At 47.1% G+C, this 20,314-nt stretch carries 19 protein-coding genes and 2 pseudogenes; 16 read left to right on the top strand and 5 right to left on the bottom strand.

The window, feature by feature from the left end; translation table 11 throughout:
- Positions 1-30: 30 nt before the first annotated feature.
- The 3 genes from rpaB (at position 31) to RIC07_RS30735 (ending at position 2,076) form a co-directional block, all read left to right on the top strand.
- Entirely contained in the window at positions 31-759 is a 729-nt protein-coding gene (gene rpaB, locus RIC07_RS30745) for a response regulator transcription factor RpaB (RefSeq protein WP_446381410.1), read from the top strand.
- Between the two features lie 106 nt (positions 760-865).
- Entirely contained in the window at positions 866-1,528 is a 663-nt protein-coding gene (locus RIC07_RS30740; RefSeq protein WP_446397829.1) for a cofactor assembly of complex C subunit B, read from the top strand.
- Positions 1,529-1,554: 26 nt separating this feature from the next.
- On the top strand, positions 1,555-2,076 hold the full coding sequence (locus RIC07_RS30735; protein WP_446381408.1) for a DUF456 domain-containing protein: 522 nt from the start codon (positions 1,555-1,557) through the stop codon (positions 2,074-2,076).
- Positions 2,077-2,293: 217 nt separating this feature from the next.
- Here the strand turns inward: RIC07_RS30735 and pip are convergent, their stop codons facing one another.
- Positions 2,294-3,244 carry a prolyl aminopeptidase gene (gene pip / locus RIC07_RS30730; RefSeq protein ID WP_446397828.1) on the bottom strand — a complete coding sequence of 317 codons (951 nt, stop codon included), beginning with the start codon at positions 3,242-3,244 and terminating at the stop codon, positions 2,294-2,296.
- A gap of 26 nt (positions 3,245-3,270) precedes the next feature.
- On the opposite strand from pip, the gene RIC07_RS30725 reads away from it, so the two are divergent.
- Positions 3,271-4,164 carry a hypothetical protein gene (locus tag RIC07_RS30725; RefSeq protein WP_446397827.1) on the top strand — a complete coding sequence of 298 codons (894 nt, stop codon included), beginning with the start codon at positions 3,271-3,273 and terminating at the stop codon, positions 4,162-4,164.
- A 655-nt stretch (positions 4,165-4,819) separates the two neighbouring features.
- Entirely contained in the window at positions 4,820-5,512 is a 693-nt protein-coding gene (locus tag RIC07_RS30720; RefSeq protein ID WP_446397826.1) for a hypothetical protein, read from the top strand.
- Positions 5,513-5,622: 110 nt separating this feature from the next.
- On the opposite strand, the pseudogene RIC07_RS30715 reads toward RIC07_RS30720, so the two are convergent.
- Positions 5,623-5,817: pseudogene (locus tag RIC07_RS30715) on the bottom strand (RNA-guided endonuclease InsQ/TnpB family protein); the annotation flags it as partial.
- A 322-nt stretch (positions 5,818-6,139) separates the two neighbouring features.
- A complete protein-coding gene (locus RIC07_RS30710) occupies positions 6,140-6,292 on the bottom strand; it encodes a hypothetical protein (RefSeq protein WP_006102658.1) in 153 nt (50 codons plus the stop codon).
- A gap of 385 nt (positions 6,293-6,677) precedes the next feature.
- Here RIC07_RS30710 and RIC07_RS30705 point away from each other — a divergent pair, with 385 nt between their 5' ends.
- The 7 genes and pseudogenes from RIC07_RS30705 to RIC07_RS30675 all read left to right on the top strand — a co-directional run bounded on the left by RIC07_RS30705 (position 6,678) and on the right by RIC07_RS30675 (position 13,594).
- On the top strand, positions 6,678-8,132 hold the full coding sequence (locus RIC07_RS30705; RefSeq protein WP_446397845.1) for an RtcB family protein: 1,455 nt from the start codon (positions 6,678-6,680) through the stop codon (positions 8,130-8,132).
- Between the two features lie 116 nt (positions 8,133-8,248).
- Positions 8,249-9,625 (top strand): nicotinate phosphoribosyltransferase, encoded by a 1,377-nt coding sequence (locus tag RIC07_RS30700; protein ID WP_446397844.1) that lies wholly within the window; start codon positions 8,249-8,251, stop codon positions 9,623-9,625.
- A 381-nt stretch (positions 9,626-10,006) separates the two neighbouring features.
- Complete coding sequence (locus RIC07_RS30695; RefSeq protein ID WP_446397825.1) at positions 10,007-11,167, top strand: RRXRR domain-containing protein; 1,161 nt, start codon at positions 10,007-10,009, stop codon at positions 11,165-11,167.
- Between the two features lie 78 nt (positions 11,168-11,245).
- Positions 11,246-11,323, top strand: a pseudogene (locus RIC07_RS30690) (type II toxin-antitoxin system RelE/ParE family toxin); the annotation flags it as partial.
- 124 nt (positions 11,324-11,447) lie between these two features.
- Positions 11,448-12,014, top strand: a complete 567-nt coding sequence (locus RIC07_RS30685; protein ID WP_446397824.1) for a nicotinate-nucleotide adenylyltransferase — start codon at positions 11,448-11,450, stop codon at positions 12,012-12,014.
- A 223-nt stretch (positions 12,015-12,237) separates the two neighbouring features.
- Positions 12,238-12,972 carry an NUDIX hydrolase gene (locus tag RIC07_RS30680; RefSeq protein WP_446397823.1) on the top strand — a complete coding sequence of 245 codons (735 nt, stop codon included), beginning with the start codon at positions 12,238-12,240 and terminating at the stop codon, positions 12,970-12,972.
- A gap of 49 nt (positions 12,973-13,021) precedes the next feature.
- Entirely contained in the window at positions 13,022-13,594 is a 573-nt protein-coding gene (locus RIC07_RS30675) for a hypothetical protein (protein ID WP_446397822.1), read from the top strand.
- A gap of 127 nt (positions 13,595-13,721) precedes the next feature.
- Here RIC07_RS30675 and RIC07_RS30670 read toward each other — a convergent pair whose 3' ends face one another.
- Positions 13,722-14,099, bottom strand: a complete 378-nt coding sequence (locus RIC07_RS30670) for a DUF2237 family protein (RefSeq protein ID WP_446381367.1) — start codon at positions 14,097-14,099, stop codon at positions 13,722-13,724.
- A gap of 451 nt (positions 14,100-14,550) precedes the next feature.
- Here RIC07_RS30670 and RIC07_RS30665 point away from each other — a divergent pair, with 451 nt between their 5' ends.
- From RIC07_RS30665 to RIC07_RS30655, 3 genes are all read left to right on the top strand, one after another.
- Positions 14,551-15,576: a cyanophycinase gene (locus RIC07_RS30665; RefSeq protein ID WP_446397821.1), complete on the top strand. Its 1,026-nt coding sequence runs from the start codon at positions 14,551-14,553 to the stop codon at positions 15,574-15,576.
- Between the two features lie 84 nt (positions 15,577-15,660).
- On the top strand, positions 15,661-17,430 hold the full coding sequence (locus RIC07_RS30660) for a glycosyltransferase family 39 protein (RefSeq protein ID WP_446397820.1): 1,770 nt from the start codon (positions 15,661-15,663) through the stop codon (positions 17,428-17,430).
- Positions 17,431-17,478: 48 nt separating this feature from the next.
- Positions 17,479-17,994 carry a pentapeptide repeat-containing protein gene (locus RIC07_RS30655; RefSeq protein ID WP_446397819.1) on the top strand — a complete coding sequence of 172 codons (516 nt, stop codon included), beginning with the start codon at positions 17,479-17,481 and terminating at the stop codon, positions 17,992-17,994.
- Between the two features lie 79 nt (positions 17,995-18,073).
- Here the strand turns inward: RIC07_RS30655 and RIC07_RS30650 are convergent, their stop codons facing one another.
- The gene (locus RIC07_RS30650; protein WP_446397818.1) at positions 18,074-18,640 is read right to left on the bottom strand and encodes a hypothetical protein; all 567 of its coding nucleotides are present in this window, start codon (positions 18,638-18,640) and stop codon (positions 18,074-18,076) included.
- Positions 18,641-18,955: 315 nt separating this feature from the next.
- Between RIC07_RS30650 and RIC07_RS30645 the strand changes: the two genes are divergently transcribed.
- The gene (locus tag RIC07_RS30645; protein ID WP_446397817.1) at positions 18,956-20,263 is read left to right on the top strand and encodes a dihydrolipoamide acetyltransferase family protein; all 1,308 of its coding nucleotides are present in this window, start codon (positions 18,956-18,958) and stop codon (positions 20,261-20,263) included.
- The last annotated feature ends 51 nt before the right edge of the window (positions 20,264-20,314 follow it).

The raw sequence follows: 20,314 nt of genomic DNA, 5'->3' as shown, positions 1-20,314 counted from the left end.
GTTGACTGTAAATTAGGAGTCTTGAATCAATTGGAAACTCATAAGGAAAAAATTCTGGTTGTCGATGATGAAGCGAGTATCCGCCGGATCTTGGAAACTCGCCTGTCGATGATTGGCTACGATGTCGTCACCGCCGCCGACGGGGAAGAAGCCTTAGAAACCTTCCGCACGAGTGAACCCGATTTAGTGGTTTTAGATGTGATGATGCCCAAGCTGGATGGCTACGGCGTCTGTCAAGAGTTGCGAAAGGAATCGGATATCCCCATCATCATGCTAACGGCATTGGGTGATGTTGCCGACAGAATTACCGGGTTAGAGTTGGGCGCGGATGATTATGTGGTCAAGCCCTTCTCTCCCAAAGAGTTAGAAGCCCGGATTCGTTCGGTATTGCGGCGGGTGGACAAGGTGGGTGCTTCCGGGATTCCCAGTTCTGGGGTAATCCATGTCGCCAGTATCAAAATTGATACAAACAAACGACAGGTGTATAAGGGAGACGAGCGGATTCGGCTCACAGGGATGGAATTCAGTCTCCTGGAGTTATTAGTCAGTCGTTCTGGAGAACCCTTCTCTCGGTCAGAAATTTTACAAGAGGTGTGGGGATATACCCCAGAACGCCATGTTGATACCCGCGTTGTCGATGTGCATATTTCCCGACTGCGAGCCAAGCTGGAAGATGATCCCAGCAATCCAGAGTTGATTCTCACCGCACGGGGGACTGGATATTTATTTCAACGGATACTCGAAGATGGGGAGACATAAATTTTGAGTGTTGGGTTTTGAGCGGTGAAGGTTGAGTGTTGTAGCAACCGCTACAACAATTAAAACAGGCTTGCGTTCATCGAAACAATATAACGCTGTGCAAATAATGGCTAAACCTGATCAAAATTCTGTGTTGCGACAATTACCGTTTATTGTTGGGGGATTAGGCGGAACGCTATTATTAATCAATCGCTTGCTCACTCCCCAACTTACGGAATCTCAGGCGCGTTCAGACGCACTGGGGGTTATTCTGAGTGCCATATTGATTTTGACAGGTTTGCTGTGGCAGCAAGTGCAGCCGCGATCGCCAGATGCGGTAGATTTGGTTGGGGAGGAAGGCTTTGAACTGACACCAGAGTTACCGGAGGCGGTAAAAACGGAACTGGCTTGGGCGTCACATTTATTATTAACCAATACCGTGACGCGATCGCTGGTTGTGTTTTATCAGGGAAAAGTGCTACTAAGGCGGGGAGTATTGGGAAAAAACCCAGAGGTGAAACCGGGTGCTATCTTGAAGCGGGTTCTCGATCAACAAAAACCTATTTATCTGGTTGACATGAAACTGTATCCCGGACGAATCGAATTTGACTACTTACCAGAAAATACCCAAGGACTCATCTGTCAACCTCTGGGCAATCAGGGTGCTTTAATTTTAGGCGCGAATGCTCCCCGCAGTTACACTAAACAAGATGAGCGCTGGATTGAGGGGCTAGCTGATAAACTAGGAAATACGTTGAGTCAGTCAGTACAGTCGAACGTCAACGGTTAGCTTAATATCGTTAAGTTTAGATGTCTATCACTTTGCTCTACTGGATATTAATTGCCCTGATGCTCGTGGGTGTGGTGGGTGCTGTCGTCCCTGGTCTTCCCGGTTCTAGCGTAATTGTTGTGGCAATTTTAGTCTGGGGATTTGTCCAAGGGTTAAGTACGATAAGTTTGGCGTTGGGCGTTGCTGTTGGGGTATTACTCCTCAGTGTCGGCATTGATTTTTTAGCCACCTACTGGGGAGCAAAACGGGCAGGGGCGAGCAAGTGGGGGCAAATTGGTGCGATTATTGGCTTAGTCTTGGGGATTTTAGGGCTACTTCCCGCTTTACCTGTGGGAGGTCCTTTGTTAGGGATTTTAATTGGTCCACTGTTGGGAGCGTTTATCGGTGAGTTTTTATCTCGCCGTCAGTTGGAATTAGAGCTACGGTTCAAGGCGGCGTTGAAGGCGAGTGTAGGAATTGTAGTAGGTTCCCTGGTCGGGAATGTCATTCAGGGCGCATTGGCGCTGGCGACGGTTATTGTTTTTGTGGTTACCACCTCCCCCCCCTGACAGGTGTAGGTTTTTTACTTTAGGGTAGGGTCAAGACAAGGAGGACAAGGTTGACAAGAGGACAAGGGAGGAAAACCGTACAAAATATTGTTCGGTCAAGTTAACGTCTAAAAGCTGAAAAGCCTTATTTTTCGTTGAACAACTTAATAGGCAACAGTAAGGGTTTGAGAGGGATTGACAAAACTTAATACAGTACCGTTTTCTTTTGTCCGACTACTTATTCAAAACTGGCAAACTTATCCGTCACCTCAATTAACGCGCTACGAATCCCCGGTTCTGTTATCGAATGTCCAGAATCTGCAACCACAACAAACTCAGATTCTGACCAAACCTGATGCAACTCCCACGCCGATATCATCGGACAAACCACATCATATCGTCCCTGAACAATCACCCCAGGAATATGACGAATCCGATCAATATTTCGCAGTAACTGATCCTCTGATTCAAAAAAGCCTTTGTTGATAAAATAATGACACTCAATTCGGGCAAAAGCCTCGGCAAAATCACTTTCACTAAACTTTTGCATTAAGTTGGGGTCTTGCAACAGTCTACTGGTACTCGCCTCCCAAACTGACCAAGCCCGCGCAGCTACTTGACGAATTTTGGGATCAGGACTGGTTAAACGCTGATAATAGGCTGAAATAAAATCATCCCGTTCCGCCTCTGGAATCGGCTTAATGTAGTGTTCCCAAGCATCAGGAAAAATATAGCTAGCCCCCTCCTGATAAAACCAACGCAGTTCCTTTTGTCGCAGCATAAAGATTCCCCGCAGAATCAATCCTCGACAGCGTTCGGGATGGGTTTGACTGTAGGCGAGGGACAGGGTACTTCCCCAACTTCCGCCAAATACCACCCACTGTTCAATCCCCAAATGTAGGCGCAGTTTCTCAATATCGCTGACTAAATCCCAAGTGGTATTCTCTTGCAGTTCCGCATGAGGTGTACTTTTACCACTCCCGCGTTGGTCAAACACAACAATTCGCCATTGATTCGGGTTAAAATATTGGCGGTAAAAGGGTTGACTACCTCCCCCAGGTCCACCATGTAACACAACGACCGATTTACCTTCCGGATTCCCTGACTCCTCATAGGAAATCCTGTGTAGGTTACTCACCTGTAACATTTCTTGGTTATAAGGTTCGATGGGGGGATAGAGTTCGCGCATAATTTTCGATTACAGTAACAAAGGCGGTGGCACTTTTATCGCCGACGACGAATGGTGGTGCGATCGCCTATAATTCTTTCCTAGTTTTTACTATGCCAAATTCTAGGCAATTGACGACAACGATAGACGCGAAAGCGGGTTATATTTCTATCCAGGACTCTCACTCTGACACCCGAAAGGCTTACTGGCGGCGTATCCCCAAGATTCAGTGGTTGGTGATTCTCACGGTTATGGGACTGGGTTTGTTTGGCTGTAAGTCCTCTAAATCCCCTCAAAATGCCCAGAGTCCCTCACCCCCCGTATCAGAAACCCCCGCTGATTTTTCCTTTCCCCTAATTACCCCGAATGTCTCACCCCTTCCTACAGAAACACCAACAGTCTCACCCCTCCCTACGCCCACGATTTCATCTGTGCCCCCAGAGATAGTTGTCTTACCGACTCCTGAACAAGTCCCTAATACACCCTCTGTCTCCCCGGAGATACCTTCGCCCACTCCAGAGGCTTCTAAAGCTGTCCCCCCCCCGTTACCCAAACCACCAGGCGTTGATAACCGTAAGCCGACGATTACAAATTTACCCGATGGCAATTATTTTTATGGCGAATCAGCGGAGTTTGACCGTCCGGGTAGTCGGTATTTAGTGTTTGTAAAAACTGATAATGTGCTAATTGGACAGGAGTATTTTTGGCAAACTGAGCATAGTCATTGTTTTAAAGGAATAGTCAATGAAAATACAGTCAAAAATGTGAAAATTGCTTATCGCCAACCCTCTCTAGAGCCGGAAGAGGTACAATGGTCATTTGAAGATATGAAGCCGATAAAAATAAGTAATTTCCAGCCGATTAGCTGGGATAAAACTCCTGATTTTGCTAAGACTAATTTACAAGATTGCGTAAAACTTTTTAGTGTTTTTAATGAATAATGAAAAACATAAAGATAGTTGATCGCAGAAAGTTGACGGTATAGTTTTTTGTACTTCAACTTGAAGTGCCGAATGTGGGTAATACAGCATGTCGCGCTGGTCTGTTTACCAATCAAAAGGCTGAATAACGGCTAAAAGCCCTATATAATCAGTATTTCTCCCCCCTATTGCCTATTCCACACCGAGCGTGTTGCCGAGCGAAGTCGAGGCAAGTCGAGGTAAGCCGAGGTGTTGCCTATTGCCTATTGCCCAGCGCGAAGCGCTGTAGCAGTCGCCAGAGTCATCAGGATATCGGATATCAGATAAGTAGTCGGAAAAAAGAAAACGGTACTGTATTAAGTGCAAGTAAATCGCCCTCAAACCCTTACTGTTCCCTGTTCCCTGTTCCCTAATCTCAACCGTTAACTTTAATTGTGTCCACCCACTTATCAGATGAATGCCGTTTAGTGTTTCGATACCCGTGGGCGTGTCCTAACCGTTGTAGCGGTTGCGATACAAGGGGAGCGGGAGATCTAATCTATAAGAGGGTGATCTAAACCAACCTCGACCGATGACCATCATATACACATTTCGTAATATTTTGTTAACATAGTTAAAAATCATCCTTTAGACTGATCATCTTCTACAGCACCTTCTTGCCAAACGTAGATATAGCATGAACTTCTTCAATCTAACAGAGCCAATTATTCGTACCAAACAGCACGCACTCGATTATCAAGACCGTCAAGGATTGTTACGCCTGCATTGGCAACTCGGACGGAAGACACTGCTATCTGCCTTTTATACCCGTATCGACCAGGTATTCCTGTTCTGGGGTATAATTTGCGCCATGATTTTCATCACTGCTCAGTTTTTGCCGATTAGCTGGAAACTCCAAGCTGGACTGTGGTCAGGACTCACCCTAATTGGTACCGCAGCGATGGTGGTACTCACCAACTTTTGGGTAAAAGTTGAACGCCTCAATTGGCTACTTTATTTCTGGGGAGTCCTCATGATTGGTGGTGTCATTCTCACCGATCTCAGCATCTTCCTGGGTTGGGGAAACGTGTTGATTCGCCTTTGTCATCTATGGTTGGGACTGTGTGCTGTGGGTTACATCGGGACAGGAATAGGGATGCGATCGCGTGCCTTTACCCTAGCAGGTATCATTCATTTACTGGGTATTGCGCTTTTAAACTATGTCGGGGGTTGGCAGTTTCTCACCACGGGTATCGTGATGACCGCCTCTCTACTGATGTTTGCCGAAACCCAGTGGGATATGCGTCCTCCCATTGAGTACAAGCTGTTAACGCTAGAACAACGACAGTTCAATCAACAGCAGCATCAATTGCGCCAAGTTTCCTTGTAAACCCAAGACTTCTATTCTTTTAGAGGGATAGCAAATTGTTGTCCTTTATACCTAACGGTCGATAACCTGAAAGGGTTTAGCCGCTACTATGAGAATTGACACTCTCCGGTCTAAAGACGCGGAGATTCTTGGTTCCCCGACTCGCCGTTAGACGACAGGATTGCTCCAACCGCCCAAGAGGGCAAATCTCCCCAAGCGTAAGTTCCGGTGTGCCCCACCGTACTTAATCCTTTTTGCAGAATGTTTAAACTAGCTGCAATATCCCTGTCCTCAACATACCCACAGTTACCACAAACATGGGTTCGCCGCTGTGGTCTATTTGTTGCACATCGAAGGAGAGCGACGTCAGATGTGCGAACGGTGCAGCACAATTGCTGAGCTAAGGTGGTGTGAAGTTTTTGTCGCTTCCTTCACTTTGTTACTACCAACGGGAGACGAAACTCTCCATCAGAGCGGTCGAAGGTAGTAGACACCGAGTAGTCAGCTTATCCAATCAAATTCCTTTATATATAAAAAATACCTAAATAAAAGTTGGTGAAGATAGGTTTAACCACTTCACCAACTTAATTTTTGGAATGAACCCATGAACAATTACCAAACCGATTTTTTACCGATTGTTATCAGAGGTTACCAATCCGCTCTTCTGGGTTCGTGGAAAGGTTCACCACTGAAGGGTTGCACGCCCGTAGATGGATAAGCATCATCACTGGGACCGAAAATCCTCACAACCGCTTCTGATATATATTGGGTCATTTCTGCAAACAGTTTGGAAATATTCATAACCTTGTCCTCCTAATCGAGTAAATTTCAATCAGATTTAAATTAATGTATTGGTATGCAATTCACTTTAGATTATGAGGGATACACCACAAAAAAACAGTATTTTGCAACATTTATTTGATTATGTTTGCAATACTTTTCCCAAGCTTCAGTCAAACGCCCGATTATTCGCTATTTGTATAAATTTTCGTTTACATCCTTAACATTCTGTAATGATTGGTTGCACTCATGCTGGGAAATCCCGACATTCGCGACGAGAGTTCTCCAAACTTAAACGCCTGATCGTATAATGGCACAAGCAGGCTTAACTGCGGCTGCTGCACCGAAGTCTGCCAAATGCTCCACATTGATTCAGGCAAGTCGTTGTGACTTGTTAGGTATACTTATGCAGCCGAAAAATTTGCGCCGACTCCTGCGGGCATTGTCTCGACAGGGGTTGGATGTTCACTACAACCATCCGATCTACTCTGTACGTCTCCACAATTCTGCCAATGCGCCTGTAGCAGAGGTTTTACTGCCAGAAGAGTTTCCTGTGGAAGCGAAAGCGTTTAAACAGTTGGCGAATCTGGCAAACATTCGCCATCCATCGGGGGGTCATGTTTGTCAGGTTTGCGCCACGCCGGATTTTCACCCCGGTGACGCCGGAGTTGCTATCGGTTCAGTCGTAGAAACGGAAGGGATGATTATTCCCGCCGCCGTTGGTTCTGATATCAACTGTGGGATGCGATTACATCTGGCGGATTTATCGATTGATGACTTTTTGGAGAAACGCGATCGCTTGGTTGAATTGATCAAAGGGGATTACTTTTTGGGTACTCGTGATGTCACGATGACAGCCAAAACCAGTCGGGCTTTATTTGAACATGGGATTCCAGGTTGGCTGGATGGGATGCTGGATGCGCCAACGGGTAGTTTCGTCAACTCTCAACTGGATCAGTTAGCGGCTGAATGCGATCGCGTTTACTTGGGCGGTTCCCTGAATGGGTCAATGCGGTGGGCACCAGAGGAACTCGTTCCCGAGGCGGGATGGGTGCGAGATGGGGGATTGGGGACAATTGGTGGTGGCAATCATTTTGTGGAAATTCAGGTGGTTGAGACGGTTGAAGATCGGGCAAGGGCGTTTGCTTGGGGAGTGCGAGAAGGGCAATTGGCATTTATGGTGCATTCTGGTTCCCGGAATGTGGGTAAATTTATTGGGGGACTGTGGCGAACCCGTACTCAAGCGGTTTGGTTACAAGGACATCCTTATCCAGAGTCTCGGCTGTTTTCTCTGTCGGTTCACCGGAACCCTGAGTTGGTGCAGGATTATTTGCAAGCCCAAGCAACCGCCGCTAACTATGGTTTTGTGAATCGGCTTGTGTTAGCGGAACTGTTACGGTTGCGCTTACGGCAGGTTTATGGGGATGTAGAAGCCCCCTTGGTTTATGATTTGCCCCATAATATTACGTTGCCTCAAAAGGAATCCGCTCAAATTCATCGATGGATCACTCGCAAAGGCGCTTGTCCGGCTTATGCCGAACAGCCTGTGATTATTCCGGGTTCAATGGGGACACCCTCTTATCTAGTCGTGGGTCGAGGAAATCCCGCCTTTCTCTGGAGTGCATCTCATGGGGCGGGACGGTTGCGATCGCGCTTTGAACTGAGTCGTCGCGGGGCGGGTTATAGTGAGGAAACCTTAGGGTTAACGGGTGTTGATTGCATTACCCTGCGGGAAGAACGGCGGATTGAAGAAGCACCTGTGGCTTATAAGCCCATTCAACCCGTAATTGAAGCACAAGTTAAGGCAGAGATGGTCAGTGTAGTGGCGCGTTTACGACCGATTTTGACCTTTAAGGCGTAAAGCAGGTAATATCCCAGCTAATCGGATAAGTTGGGGTAAAAAGGGAATAGGGAATAGGGAATAGGGAGGCAATGCGCCAGGAACAATCAACGCTGAACAATACCCATCTGAAACTTATGCCACAGGAAGACCAACAACTCACTCTCACTCCAAGCGATTACAGCCTATTAACCGATCTCTATCAACTGACCATGGCAGCTTGCTATGTGGGTGAAGGGTTAGAGAATCGACGCGCCAGCTTTGAGTTATTCGTGCGACGTTTGCCTAACGGCTTTGGCTATTTAATTGCTATGGGATTGGCACAGGCGTTAGATTATCTGGAAAAGCTTCAATTCTCCGAATCCCATATAGAGGCGTTGCAAGCAACAGGGCTATTTGATCAAGTCCCAGAACGCTTTTGGTCAGTCCTCAAGTCAGGAGGATTTTCTGGCGATGTTTGGGCTGTACCTGAAGGAACTGCCGTATTTGCCAATGAACCTCTGCTGCGCGTCGAAGCCCCTTTGTGGCAAGCCCAACTCGTCGAAACGTATATTCTGAATACGATTAATTACCAAACCCTGATTGCAACTCGATCAGCGCGGATGCGAGATGTTGCGGGAGAGGATGCCAAGCTGTTGGAATTTGGTACTCGCCGTGCATTTAGTCCACAAGGCGCAATCTGGGCAGCACGGGCAGCACTAGCCGCTGGATTTGATTCTACCTCCAATGTGGTCGCCGCGCTGAGGTTGAACCAAAAACCCAGTGGCACAATGGCACATTCGCTGGTGATGGCAATTGCTGCTGTATCTGGGAGTGAGGATGAGGCATTTAATGCATTTCAACGCTATTTTCCCACTGCGCCTCTATTAATTGATACTTATGATACAGTTGCGGCGGCTCAACGTCTGGCAGAACAGGTTAAAGCAAATCAGACTAAGGTTGCAGGTGTGCGCTTAGATTCTGGAGATATTGCTGATCTGTCTAAACAAGTGAACTCGCTGCTACCAGAAGCGAAAATCTTTGCCAGTGGTGATATGGATGAATGGGAAATTGCCAAAATTAAACAGGCTGGCGGTATTATTGACGGCTATGGTGTTGGTACACGACTGGTAACCGGAAAGCCAGTTAATGGGGTGTATAAACTGGTGGAAATGGATGGTATTCCTACCATGAAACAGTCGAGTAGTAAAGAAACTTATCCTGGACGCAAACAAGTTTTCCGTAATTGTGTTGACGGGAAAATTAGCAAAGATCGACTCGCAACGGCATCCGAATCTCCTCAAGCCAACGAACAGCCATTGTTACAACTAATGGTTCAAGCAGGTAAACGGTTAAACCCACCGGAACCATTAGCGGACATCAAAAAACGTACAGCGGCGACTGTGGCAATGATTCCTGATGCAATCCGCCAACTTGATGATCCCCAGCCTCTACAAGTAGATATTTCTGATGAATTAAAACAGCTTACTCAACAGACGGAAAAACGATTAGAGCAAGAAGCCGCTGATGTCTAATTCTTGACATCCTCCCTAGCTGTCTGCTCCCTTCAGCCGAATAGAACGGTGATGATAGTCATCTACAATTAAGACAGAATACCATTAGTCGTGAACCTTAAATCTAGCTATGCATAGTTATACTCTCATAGATGCCCGCGATCACCACAGTGAAGTATTTCATGAACCCCGCTCTACTTCGTGAGGACGGGGATTGGCAGAGGGAACCTGCCAGGAAGTCATGAATAGGGCATGAGTTGGTAAGGGACAATCACTTCCAAGCACTTCTCTAGCTTGGCTTAAATGTAGGAACCCAAGAATCTTTGGGAACTGGGTAATTCCAGGACACACCCTTACCAATGCCTTAAGAGACGTAAACATTTACACGAGTGGATTATATCTATGAATCGTGTTCCAGTAGTTAGTAAAGAAGGAAAACCACTAATGCCTACCAAGCCATCCAGGGCTAGACGGTGGGTGTCCGAAGGTAAGGCGGTGGGGAAGTGGTCCGACTTGGGCGTCTATTACGTCCAGCTCACCACACAACCATCGGCTGAGGAAGTGCAACCAATCGCTGTTGGAGTCGATCCGGGCAAGTCTTACTCCGGTGTCGGTGTCCAGTCGGCTAAATGCACCCTGCTACAACTACACCTTATCCTTCCGTTTGGGCGAGTCAAGAAACGAATGGAAACCCGCGCCATGTTACGACGATCTCGACGGGGACGGCGGATTAACCGAGAAGTTTCGTTTAAGCGGCGTAACCATCGGCAATGCCGGTTCGACAATCGCAAACAATGTAAGCTACCCCCATCCATTAAAGCCTCGCGGCAATTGGAGTTAAGGGTGGTTACGGAGTTAGCGGCTATCTTCCCGGTGGCAGCGATTGGTTATGAGCTCCTTAAAGCCGACATAGACAAAACCCAACGCAAACGCGCCAAGTCGGGCAAGGGCTTCTCCCCGGTGATGGTTGGTCAGAATTGGGCAATATCCCAAATGGAAAAAATCGCCCCCGTCTATGTTCGGCACGGTTGGCAAAAGGATGGGAACGGTACATCTCAACTCCGAACCCAACTAGGGCTAGAGAAGGATAAAACGAACAAGTCCACAGCTAAACCGGAGACCCATGCGGTTGATGGAGTGGCGTTAGCTTGTGGGTATTTCATAAAATATGTCCCATTCATTGGTTCTAACTCCCATGGTTATATCCACAAGGGTGGCGTCAACGTGACCCCCTCCCCATTCAAAATCATCACCCGTCCCGGTGCGGTGAAGCGGGGAAAAGAGTACGGCTTTTTTCGCCGCCAACTGCACTTTGAAGTCCCGGATAAGTCGGGGACAAGGAAACGTAAGGGTGGAACAATCACACCATTTGGAGTAAGGATTGGCGATTTGGTCACAGCAGAGAAAGCTGGGAAGTCTTACATCGGCTATGTTGGTGGGTTTACCGATACCAAAAAGTCTCAGAAGGTTTCTGTTTGTGACTACACCTGGAAGCGAATTGGGCAGTTTGCTCCTAGTAAAGTCGAGTTAATCAGAAGAAATAACGGCTTATGCGTAGCGTAAAAAAATTGGATGCCTCCATTCTTCCGGCATCCCGCTATCCCTCCTCGCCCTACGAGAGTTGAGGACGAGGATTCCCGCGATTTTGTTGAAGTAATCTTGGTTGGTAAGCGTAACGATGATGATGTATATAAACGACTAGAACGCCTCTTGAAATAGTGCGACTTAAACGTTTAGGGAATGCCAGTTTAATAGCTCCCATTATCAGGATGAAGCAATTACACCCAGCCTTTATCTGTATCCCCCCGTATAACCCTATAATGACAATGCTAACGGACTTGACATGACCACTATTGCCTTATTCGGAACCAGTGCTGATCCACCCACAGCCGCCCATCAAACCATTCTCAGATGGTTGTCAAAGCACTACGAGAAAGTCGCTGTCTGGGCATCAGATAATCCGTTTAAGTCTCACCAAACCTCCTTGGAACACCGTAAGCGGATGTTAGAGGTGTTAATTTCTGAACTTGACACACCCTGTAACAATATTGGCGTACATGAAGAGTTGAGTCGTAGCAGAACTCTGGAAACCTTAGCCAAAGCCAAGGAAATTTGGGGGGATGAGATGGACTATACTCTCGTAGTGGGTTCAGATTTAGTGAATCAAATACCCCGTTGGTATCGGATTGAAGAATTACTCAGTCAAGTCCGGTTACTGGTTGTACAGCGTCCCGGTTATGACATAGACGAAGCGGGTGTACAGCGATTAAGGCAGCTTGGCACTCAGGTTGCGATCGCGGATTTGAACGTTCCTGGAGTGTCCTCTACAGCTTATCGTGAAAAAGGAGACTCAGATGTAATCACACCTTCTGTTGAAGACTATATCAATCGAGAAAAATTATATGATTGATCACTCATGATATCATGTCCGCCGAAATAACCATAATATCCTTCTTCCTTGCAACCTTGCTCCTTCCCTTCTGCCCTCTGCCCTCTGCCCTCTGCCTTGTCTCCACCTATAGTGTAAGTATTCCACCGGACATAATATGATGCCGGAACCTGGGTGTTCTTCGCTATACTTTTATGGGAACTGTCACTTTTTTACGTTCAAAACGTCACTGTTTTGGATAATCATGTCAGAACGCGGCATCAAACCAGTACACCAATCTGTGTTAGCTGACTTTAAAGTCAGTGTTGACACGGTTATTTTCTCTGTCGATACTCAACAAAACCGCGTCTTAGTGCTATTAATCATGCGCCAAGATGACCCGTTTTCCGGTCAGTGGAGTTTGCCAGGAACGCTGGTGCGTCAGGGAGAATCCCTAGAAGATGCAGCCCATCGAGTTCTGGTGGAAAAAATTCGGGTCAATAATCTCTATTTAGAACAACTTTACACCTTTGGTGGTCCCCATCGTGATCCTAGGGAATCCCCAAAAAGCTTTGGCGTTCGTTACCTATCGGTTAGCTACTTTGCCTTAGTTCGCTTTGAAGAAGCACAGTTCATTGCTGAGGGAGTGAGTGGTATTGCGTGGTATCCGGTTAAGCAAATACCGTCCCTAGCCTTCGATCATGGCAAAATTATCGAGTATGGATATCAGCGTTTGCGGAATAAGTTGGAGTATAGTCCTGTCGCGTTTGATGTATTACCCGATGTTTTTACGCTCAGTGACCTCTATCAACTCTATACTACTGTTTTAGGCGAAAACTTTTCGGATTATTCTAACTTCCGCACCCGTTTGTTGAAGTTGGGTTTTTTAGCCGATACGGGTCTAAAAGCCTCACGGGGAGCAGGGCGTCCAGCCTCTTTATATCGATTTGATGCTGAGGCGTTTGCGCCGTTGAAGGATAAGCCGTTGGTTTTTCTTTGAAGATATAACAGTTTATCGTAGTTTATAATTATTGTTTATCGAAACGATTATGACGAAATCGACGATTCAGTACACCACCAAACATTTAAAGGAACTGGGTTTATTTATCGAAGTCAGCGGTAGAACGGATAGCGATCGCAGTCGCAAAAAGGCGCTGGAAGAAATTGAACGCCGGATGGATGACCCAGAGGATACCAGCTTAGATGCGAATAGTTTTGCCGATGGGTTAAGCAGTGAAGATTTAATTGTGGTTGGTCCCCCATCAGCCGTTGAATCGCCAGAAGATGAACCAGAAATCATTCAAGCGGTGAAAGCGATCGCGAATTTAGCCAGCTTACGAGTTAGCTTAGAAGAGGTACAGCAGCAGGCGTTGGAGTTACGTCCGGTAATTGAGGCACTCTTTAGCCCTGAACCCCTGACTCCCGAACAAATGCAGCAAGCGACGGATAAAAGTTTCGCCAAAACGTTAATCAAATTTGCTGAAGCTAAAGCCGCACGGGATCAATTTTTACCAGAAGCGCAACAAGCTTGGCAGATTCTAAAACCCGCTTTAGACAATGTTGATACTGATTCTAATCCGGTTCTTTCCTCTGTACAAAACTCCAAAACGGATAAGTCATAATTCATGAGTTAATTGTAGGGTGCGTTAGCGAAGCGTAACGCACCTATTGCTCTAGAAACAAGTTAAACACAAACGGACATAACATCACAAACTCTCAAATACGTTTGGATTAAAATCCCAAAATTTTTTAGGCACCTTGAGCATCAAGAGCATGTTGTTTAAGTTCACTTAAGGAAACATATTCTAGAGCCGATGCATGAGTAGCAGACAAAACCACAGGAGGTGCAGCGCCCGCTTCGAGGGCTTCTTGCCAACGAGAGGCACATAGACACCAGCGATCGCCTGGTTTTAAACCGGGAAAATTAAATCCGGGAACGGGTGTACTCAAGTCATTCCCACGCTGTTTGGTAAATTCCAGAAACTCTTCAGTAACTTGAGCGCAAACAACGTGAGCGCCAAAGTCACCGCCTCCAGTACTGCATTTCCCATCCCGGTAAAATCCGGTCATGGGAGATGTGCAACAGGTTTCTAGTTCTGTACCCAGGACGTTTTTTGAATTAGCCATGACAGCACCTTTTATTGACAAACCGTTCCATCAGTAGGATACATAGAGACGCTTCTATCCAGCAAGACCCGTATTAGTCATGCGTCATTGGTGATTGGTTAGAGAATCCTGGCACCTTGATCGGGGCGGGTTTAGTTACATCAGGGCGGGAAAAAATGTGAGCCGTGAAACCCGCCCCTACAAGACAACCAAACGTACTTTTCTAGATCTTTGTACTAAGACTGTTTTATCCCTCATCTGCCATCTTGATCACCCACTTGGCAGTAAGATAGGGACAGCAGTTTACCCATCCGGGTGGTAAAGCAGTATTTAGTCAATTTGGGAGGGTGTTCGATGAGCAATAAACCTGAAAAAAACGTTATCAATGTAGATCCAGTCACGGTTGTGGCAGTTATATCTGCCCTTTTACTCGTGCCACTATTGATATCGGGGTTTATTTTCCAATAATTCTATGGGTTATCGTCATTGTCAATCTACCTCTGGCTTGCCCCTTGCCAAAATCATCAAGCTGGTGGCAATAGTATTAATGTGCTTGTCGCTGTGGGTTGCACCAGCATCCGCCAAGGTTATCCGCTATTTGGATGGCAATTCGACGGATGTCAATGTTCCCGCAGGTATTGCTTTTGACTTAGGCGGCGGGGGGGCTGATGTGGATGAAGCGATTCAGTGGATGATTAATCAGGCGAGAGGTTGCACCGACTGTTCGGCTCAGGTTGATGTAGTTGTGATTCGCTCATCGGGTTCGGCTGGCTATAATGAACCGATTCTGGCGATGAATGGGGTGGATTCGGTGGAAACCTTGGTGATTCGTAGTCGGGATGATGCTAATTCTCCAGATGTCGCGGATACCATTCGCCAAGCTGAGGTGTTATTTTTTGCAGGTGGCGATCAGTGCGACTATACCCGCAATTTTAAGCATACGGCGACAGCAGAGGCAATTAAATCCGTTGGCGCTAAGGGCGGTGGGATTGGGGGAACCAGTGCTGGGGCGATGATTCAAAGTGATTTTATTTATAACGCCTGTTCGGATGCGGTTGATAGTGAATATGCCTTAGATGATCCCTATGAAGATATTCTGTTTAGTTATGATCTGTTCAACTGGTCGCTAATGAAGGGTACTGTAATAGATACCCATTTTAGCGATCGCGATCGCATGGGTCGTTTGATGACATTCATGGCGCGTCAACTTCGGGATGGAATCGCTGATAGTGTCTTGGGGATAGGGATTGATGAGGGAACCTCGCTGGTGGTGAACCGGAATGGTATCGCTCAGGTTATGGGAGAGGGTGCAGTGTATTTTGTGTCAGCCGATCATATCCCGGAAGATTGTGAACCCCAAACCCCGCTCACGTTTTCTGATTACAAGATTTGGAAACGAGAAAATGGTGAGGAATTTGACCTGAAAAATCTACCCTCCAGGGGTTATCGTAGAGCCAGTGTTCAAGATGGTATTGTACAGAGGGGTTCATACTCGTAAGCAGAATGGCACTAAAGTGCCTACTACGAACCCAGCTTAAGTTAGTAATATTTCTATTAAGAAACCATTGATTTTGGAGATTGGGTGAAGTATTTGGGTAGTGTGGAATGGGCTGATTGGTTACGATCGCATATAAGACATCTGGGTCTAAATCGGCTTCATTTTCCCAGTAAATTGTTCCCCATTCACTATTATTTCGCCCTTGCTGGAATCATTATCCTGGGAAGCCTCCTCCGATTTTGGCAGCTTGACTTAAAACCCCTGTGGCTGGATGAAGTTCTCACGGCTTTCTTTAGCCTAGGACGGGAGTACAATGATTTACCGTTGGATGTCATATTTCCTTTGTCCACTCTCCAGGAATTCTTCACCCTCCAACCCGAAACTAGCTGTAGAGATATTGCCCAAACCCTTGCTCAACAATCGACTCATCCTCCCTTATTCTTTTGTTTAATGCATTCGTGGTTAAGGTTTACAGGAACCGAACAGTTAGCTTGGGCGTTGCGCTCATTTCCAGCTTTAATCGGAGTGGGTGCGATCGCGGCAATCTACGTTCTCAATCGTCTCATCTTTTCGCCAATCGCGGGATTAATCGCCGCCGCGTTAATGGCGGTGTCTCCTTTTGCGGTTTACCTGTCTCAGGAAGCGCGTCACTACACATTGCCCATGCTGCTGATTATTCTGGCACTATTGGCATTAATCCTGATTCAGCAGCGTCTTTACCATCAGCAAATGCCTTCCCCGTGGCTATGGCTAGGTTGGGGTATGGTGAATAGTATCGGTTGTTATGTCCACTACTTTTTTCTTCTGGCTGTCATTGCTCAAGTTTTGACCCTATTTTCCGGGATGATTTGGTATCGTCGGCGCTTACCGAGTGGGAGTTGGAGTGCTGTGGCGCTGGTAATGGCGGGAATGGCAGTTAGTTATCTGCCGTGGTGGGGTATGCTTTTGGCAGATATGGGGCGTTCAGAAACCAGTTGGCTACCGCCACCGGATAGTATTACGCCTTTGGTGCAATTACTGGTGGGTTGGTTCCTGATGATGATTGCTTTACCCGTGGAAAATCAACCCTTGTGGATTGTGATACCCATGGGAGGATTAACTCTAGGGTTGGGTGGGTGGATTATTTGGCGGGGAGGCGTGGGAGTTAAACGACTGCTGCATCAGCCTTCAACTCAGTTAGCCACGTTAACGCTATTCGGGTTTACCTGGGCTGTATTGCTGCAATTTCTGGCAATTATTTACGGATTAGGTAAGGATATCTCCGTTGTTCCCCGTTATAACTTTGTTTATTATCCAGCGATTTGTGCGCTATTGGCAGCGAGTTTAACCGTAAACCATGGCGCGTCTCATGGCGCGTCTGGGCGCAGGGGTGTCGGGATGCAGGGGAGAGGGGTAATCGTGTTAACGTTGGCTATCTCTCTGGTGAGTACGGTTTGTGTTGTGGCTAATTTGGTGTTTCTCAAACCCTATTATCCTCAGCAAGTAGCAGAGAATATGACGATTGAACCCACGGTTCCCCTGATCATGGTGATGGGATATAAGGATCTTCAGGATGTAGGATTAGGATTAAGCTTTGCCTTGGCATTGGAGAACGTATCAGAGGATGGGAGTCAACAGGGCGATCGCGCGATCGCCTTTTTAAGTCGCCAACAGGGATATAATCAGGTTTGGCAGCAGTTATCGGAATTAGCGATACCTTCTGCGTCTCCATTGAATCTATGGATAATCGCTCCTGGCTTGAAGCGTCGAGACTATCCCCAAAATCTTGCGATCGCGAACCAAAAAACCTGTATCCTTGATCCGAGTCACCATTACCGGATTGGTATTCCCTATCAGTTATACCGATGTGGTTAAGATTTGGCGTAAGGTACAGCAGAAAGGATGTTTTCGGCAACAGTTGCAATGAAAGAAAGTATTATTAAGTCTATTCAAGGACTCGCTGCTCTAATTTTGGCGTTGGTTTTGGTTTTAGTTCCCCTATCTGCCCAAGCTGCTAATCCCTCTGCCCGACAGCTTATTAATGACGGTGTATCGGATCTAAGTGCCATGGATTTCTCCGGTCAAAATTTAGCGGAATTGGAGATATCTAACATGAATCTGACGCAAACGAATTTAAGCAATACCGATTTACGCAGTGTGGTGATTAGTGATTCTACGATGACTGATGCTAATCTACAGGGTGCAGATTTTTCATACAGCATTGCTTATAAAGTTAACTTCAAAGGGGCGGATTTGAGTGATGCGGTTCTAGAGGAAGCAATTTTGTTAGGTTCTCGCTTAAATGACGTTAAAATTACGGGTGCTGACTTCAGCAATGCAGTTTTAGATCGCTTACAAGTCCAAAATCTCTGTACTAGAGCTAATGGGGTTAACTCGAAAACGGGAGTAGAGACTCGCGCATCCTTAGGATGTCGATAATTTGTCTACTGTAGGGGCGCACCGACGTGCGCCCTTTACCGACGTGCGCCCTTTACCAACGTGCGCCCAGAAAACCCGCTCACAAACAAAGTTCAGGTGACCATTCCTGATGACCGCGCCCAGGGTAACATTTGAACTGAGATCCTGCCCAAATCATCTGCCATTGTTCGTTAGCTTGAGCAGAGGGATTTTTCTGGAACTCAACGCGATAGCGGATATCTTGCACAGAATCACCCTTTAATCCAGTTTGAGTCAGAATCACAATTGCCTGATCCGGTTTAGGATAAGAAACATCCACGCTGGCTGAATCCGTGTTCGACTCAGTATTGCCAAACGCCGAGAGTGCGATCGCCTTGGGATCACTCCCGGTTAAACTCGTCCTATCTGTCTGTTGGGATAAATCAATAGAACGATAATCTTCCCGGTTAGCTGCTGGCGTCTGAGGCGATGAAAAATTTTGCTGGGGAGTTGAATTACCGGGAGAATCGGGGGATGGCTCAGTCGATGAGGAAATCGTTTCATCAGGTGAAGGATTAGTGTCTGTGATTGTCGCTTTTGGGGGATTACTGGTACAAGCCGTCAGCAGGATTACCATACCAGCGAGACTCACCAAAGAAATTTTGCCCGATTTGACCATCCAATCCATCAGCTTTCTATGTAAGCGGCTAATTCTATTGTAGGTTGGTATGGAGAAGCACCCAGATTTAGGGGCGGGTGGGTAATCCCTATTTCCTGTTCCCTGTTCCCTGTTACACACCGAGCATGTTACCGAGCGAAGCGTTCGGCTGAACTTCGACAGGCTCAGGGGTCCGCGCTCACGCCGAAGTCCGAGGTAAGTCGAGGTAAGCCGAGGTGTTCCCTATTTTCGACCTTTACAGTTTGAGAACCCGTCATCACGCTAAAATGCGATCTGGCAAATGCTATTGTTATTTAACGCCTAGTTCATAGGGAATACCACCTCATGATCAACGAAGTTTTCATGCCCGCCCTTAGCTCCACCATGACCGAAGGTAAAATTGTCTCTTGGGTAAAATCCCCAGGCGACAAAATAGAAAAAGGCGAAACCGTGGTAGTGGTTGAGTCTGACAAGGCGGATATGGATGTGGAGTCGTTCTATGAGGGCTATCTAGCCGTCATTACTGTACCCGCAGGCGAAACTGTGCCTGTCGGAGAGGCAATTGCCCTACTAGCCGAAACTCCTGACGAAATTGAGACGGCTAAACAACAAGCCTCCCAATCCAGTTCTGCCTCAGCCCCAGCCAGTACTTCGTCTGATCAAACGCCAACAGATCAAACGCCAAAACCTGAACCTGAACCTGCTACTGTCTCAGCCGCCCCCCAAGCGCAAGATACACCTAGTCGTCGCAATGGACGCACTGTCGCCTCTCCTAGGGCTAAGAAATTAGCTAAGGAGTTGAAGGTTGAACTCGACACGTTGACGGGTAGTGGTCCTCATGGACGCATTGTGGCAGAAGATGTGGAAGCTGCTGCTGGAAAAACGACCCAACCTGAACCCGCTGCTGCACCGCAACAGGCACCATCTCAGCCTGCGGCTCAACCGACAGCTACACCCACGACACCTATTTCTGTCCCCCTCGGTGAAGTGGTTCCCTTCAACACCCTGCAAAATGCTGTGGTGCGGAATATGGTGGCGAGTCTTCAGGTGCCATCTTTCCGGGTGGGGTACACCATCACTACCAATGAATTGGATAAGCTGTATAAACAAATTAAGCCTAAGGGCGTAACCATGACTGCCCTATTAGCGAAAGCCGTCGCTGTGACATTGAAACAACATCCCACGATCAATGCTTGTTACACGGAAAAGGGGATTCAGTATCACGCTGGCGTCAATGTGGCTGTCGCTGTGGCTATGGCAGATGGGGGACTGATTACACCAACCTTACAAAAAGCCGATGAGGTGGATATTTATTCCTTGTCTCGCACCTGGAAAGGGTTGGTTGAACGCTCCCGACGCAAGCAGTTGCAACCGGAGGAATATAGTTCCGGTACGTTTACGATCTCGAATTTAGGCATGTATGGCGTTGACCGTTTTGATGCGATTTTACCGCCGGGACAAGGGGCAATCCTAGCCATTGGCGCATCACGTCCACAAGTTGTGGCGACAACGGATGGCATGATGGGTGTACGGAATCAGATGCAGGTGAATATGACTTGTGATCACCGGATTGTGTACGGTGCTGATGCAGCAGCATTCCTACAAGATTTGGCGAAGTTGATTGAAACCAATCCGCAATCGTTGACGCTGTAATCTTATTTTGTCCTGTAACACACACGATCAAATAGTGGCGAAGGGCGGGTT

The sequence above is a fragment of the Coleofasciculus sp. E1-EBD-02 genome, from assembly GCF_040218245.1.
Lineage (GTDB): Bacteria > Cyanobacteriota > Cyanobacteriia > Cyanobacteriales > Coleofasciculaceae > Coleofasciculus.
This window is presented reverse-complemented; position numbering and strand designations above follow the sequence as displayed.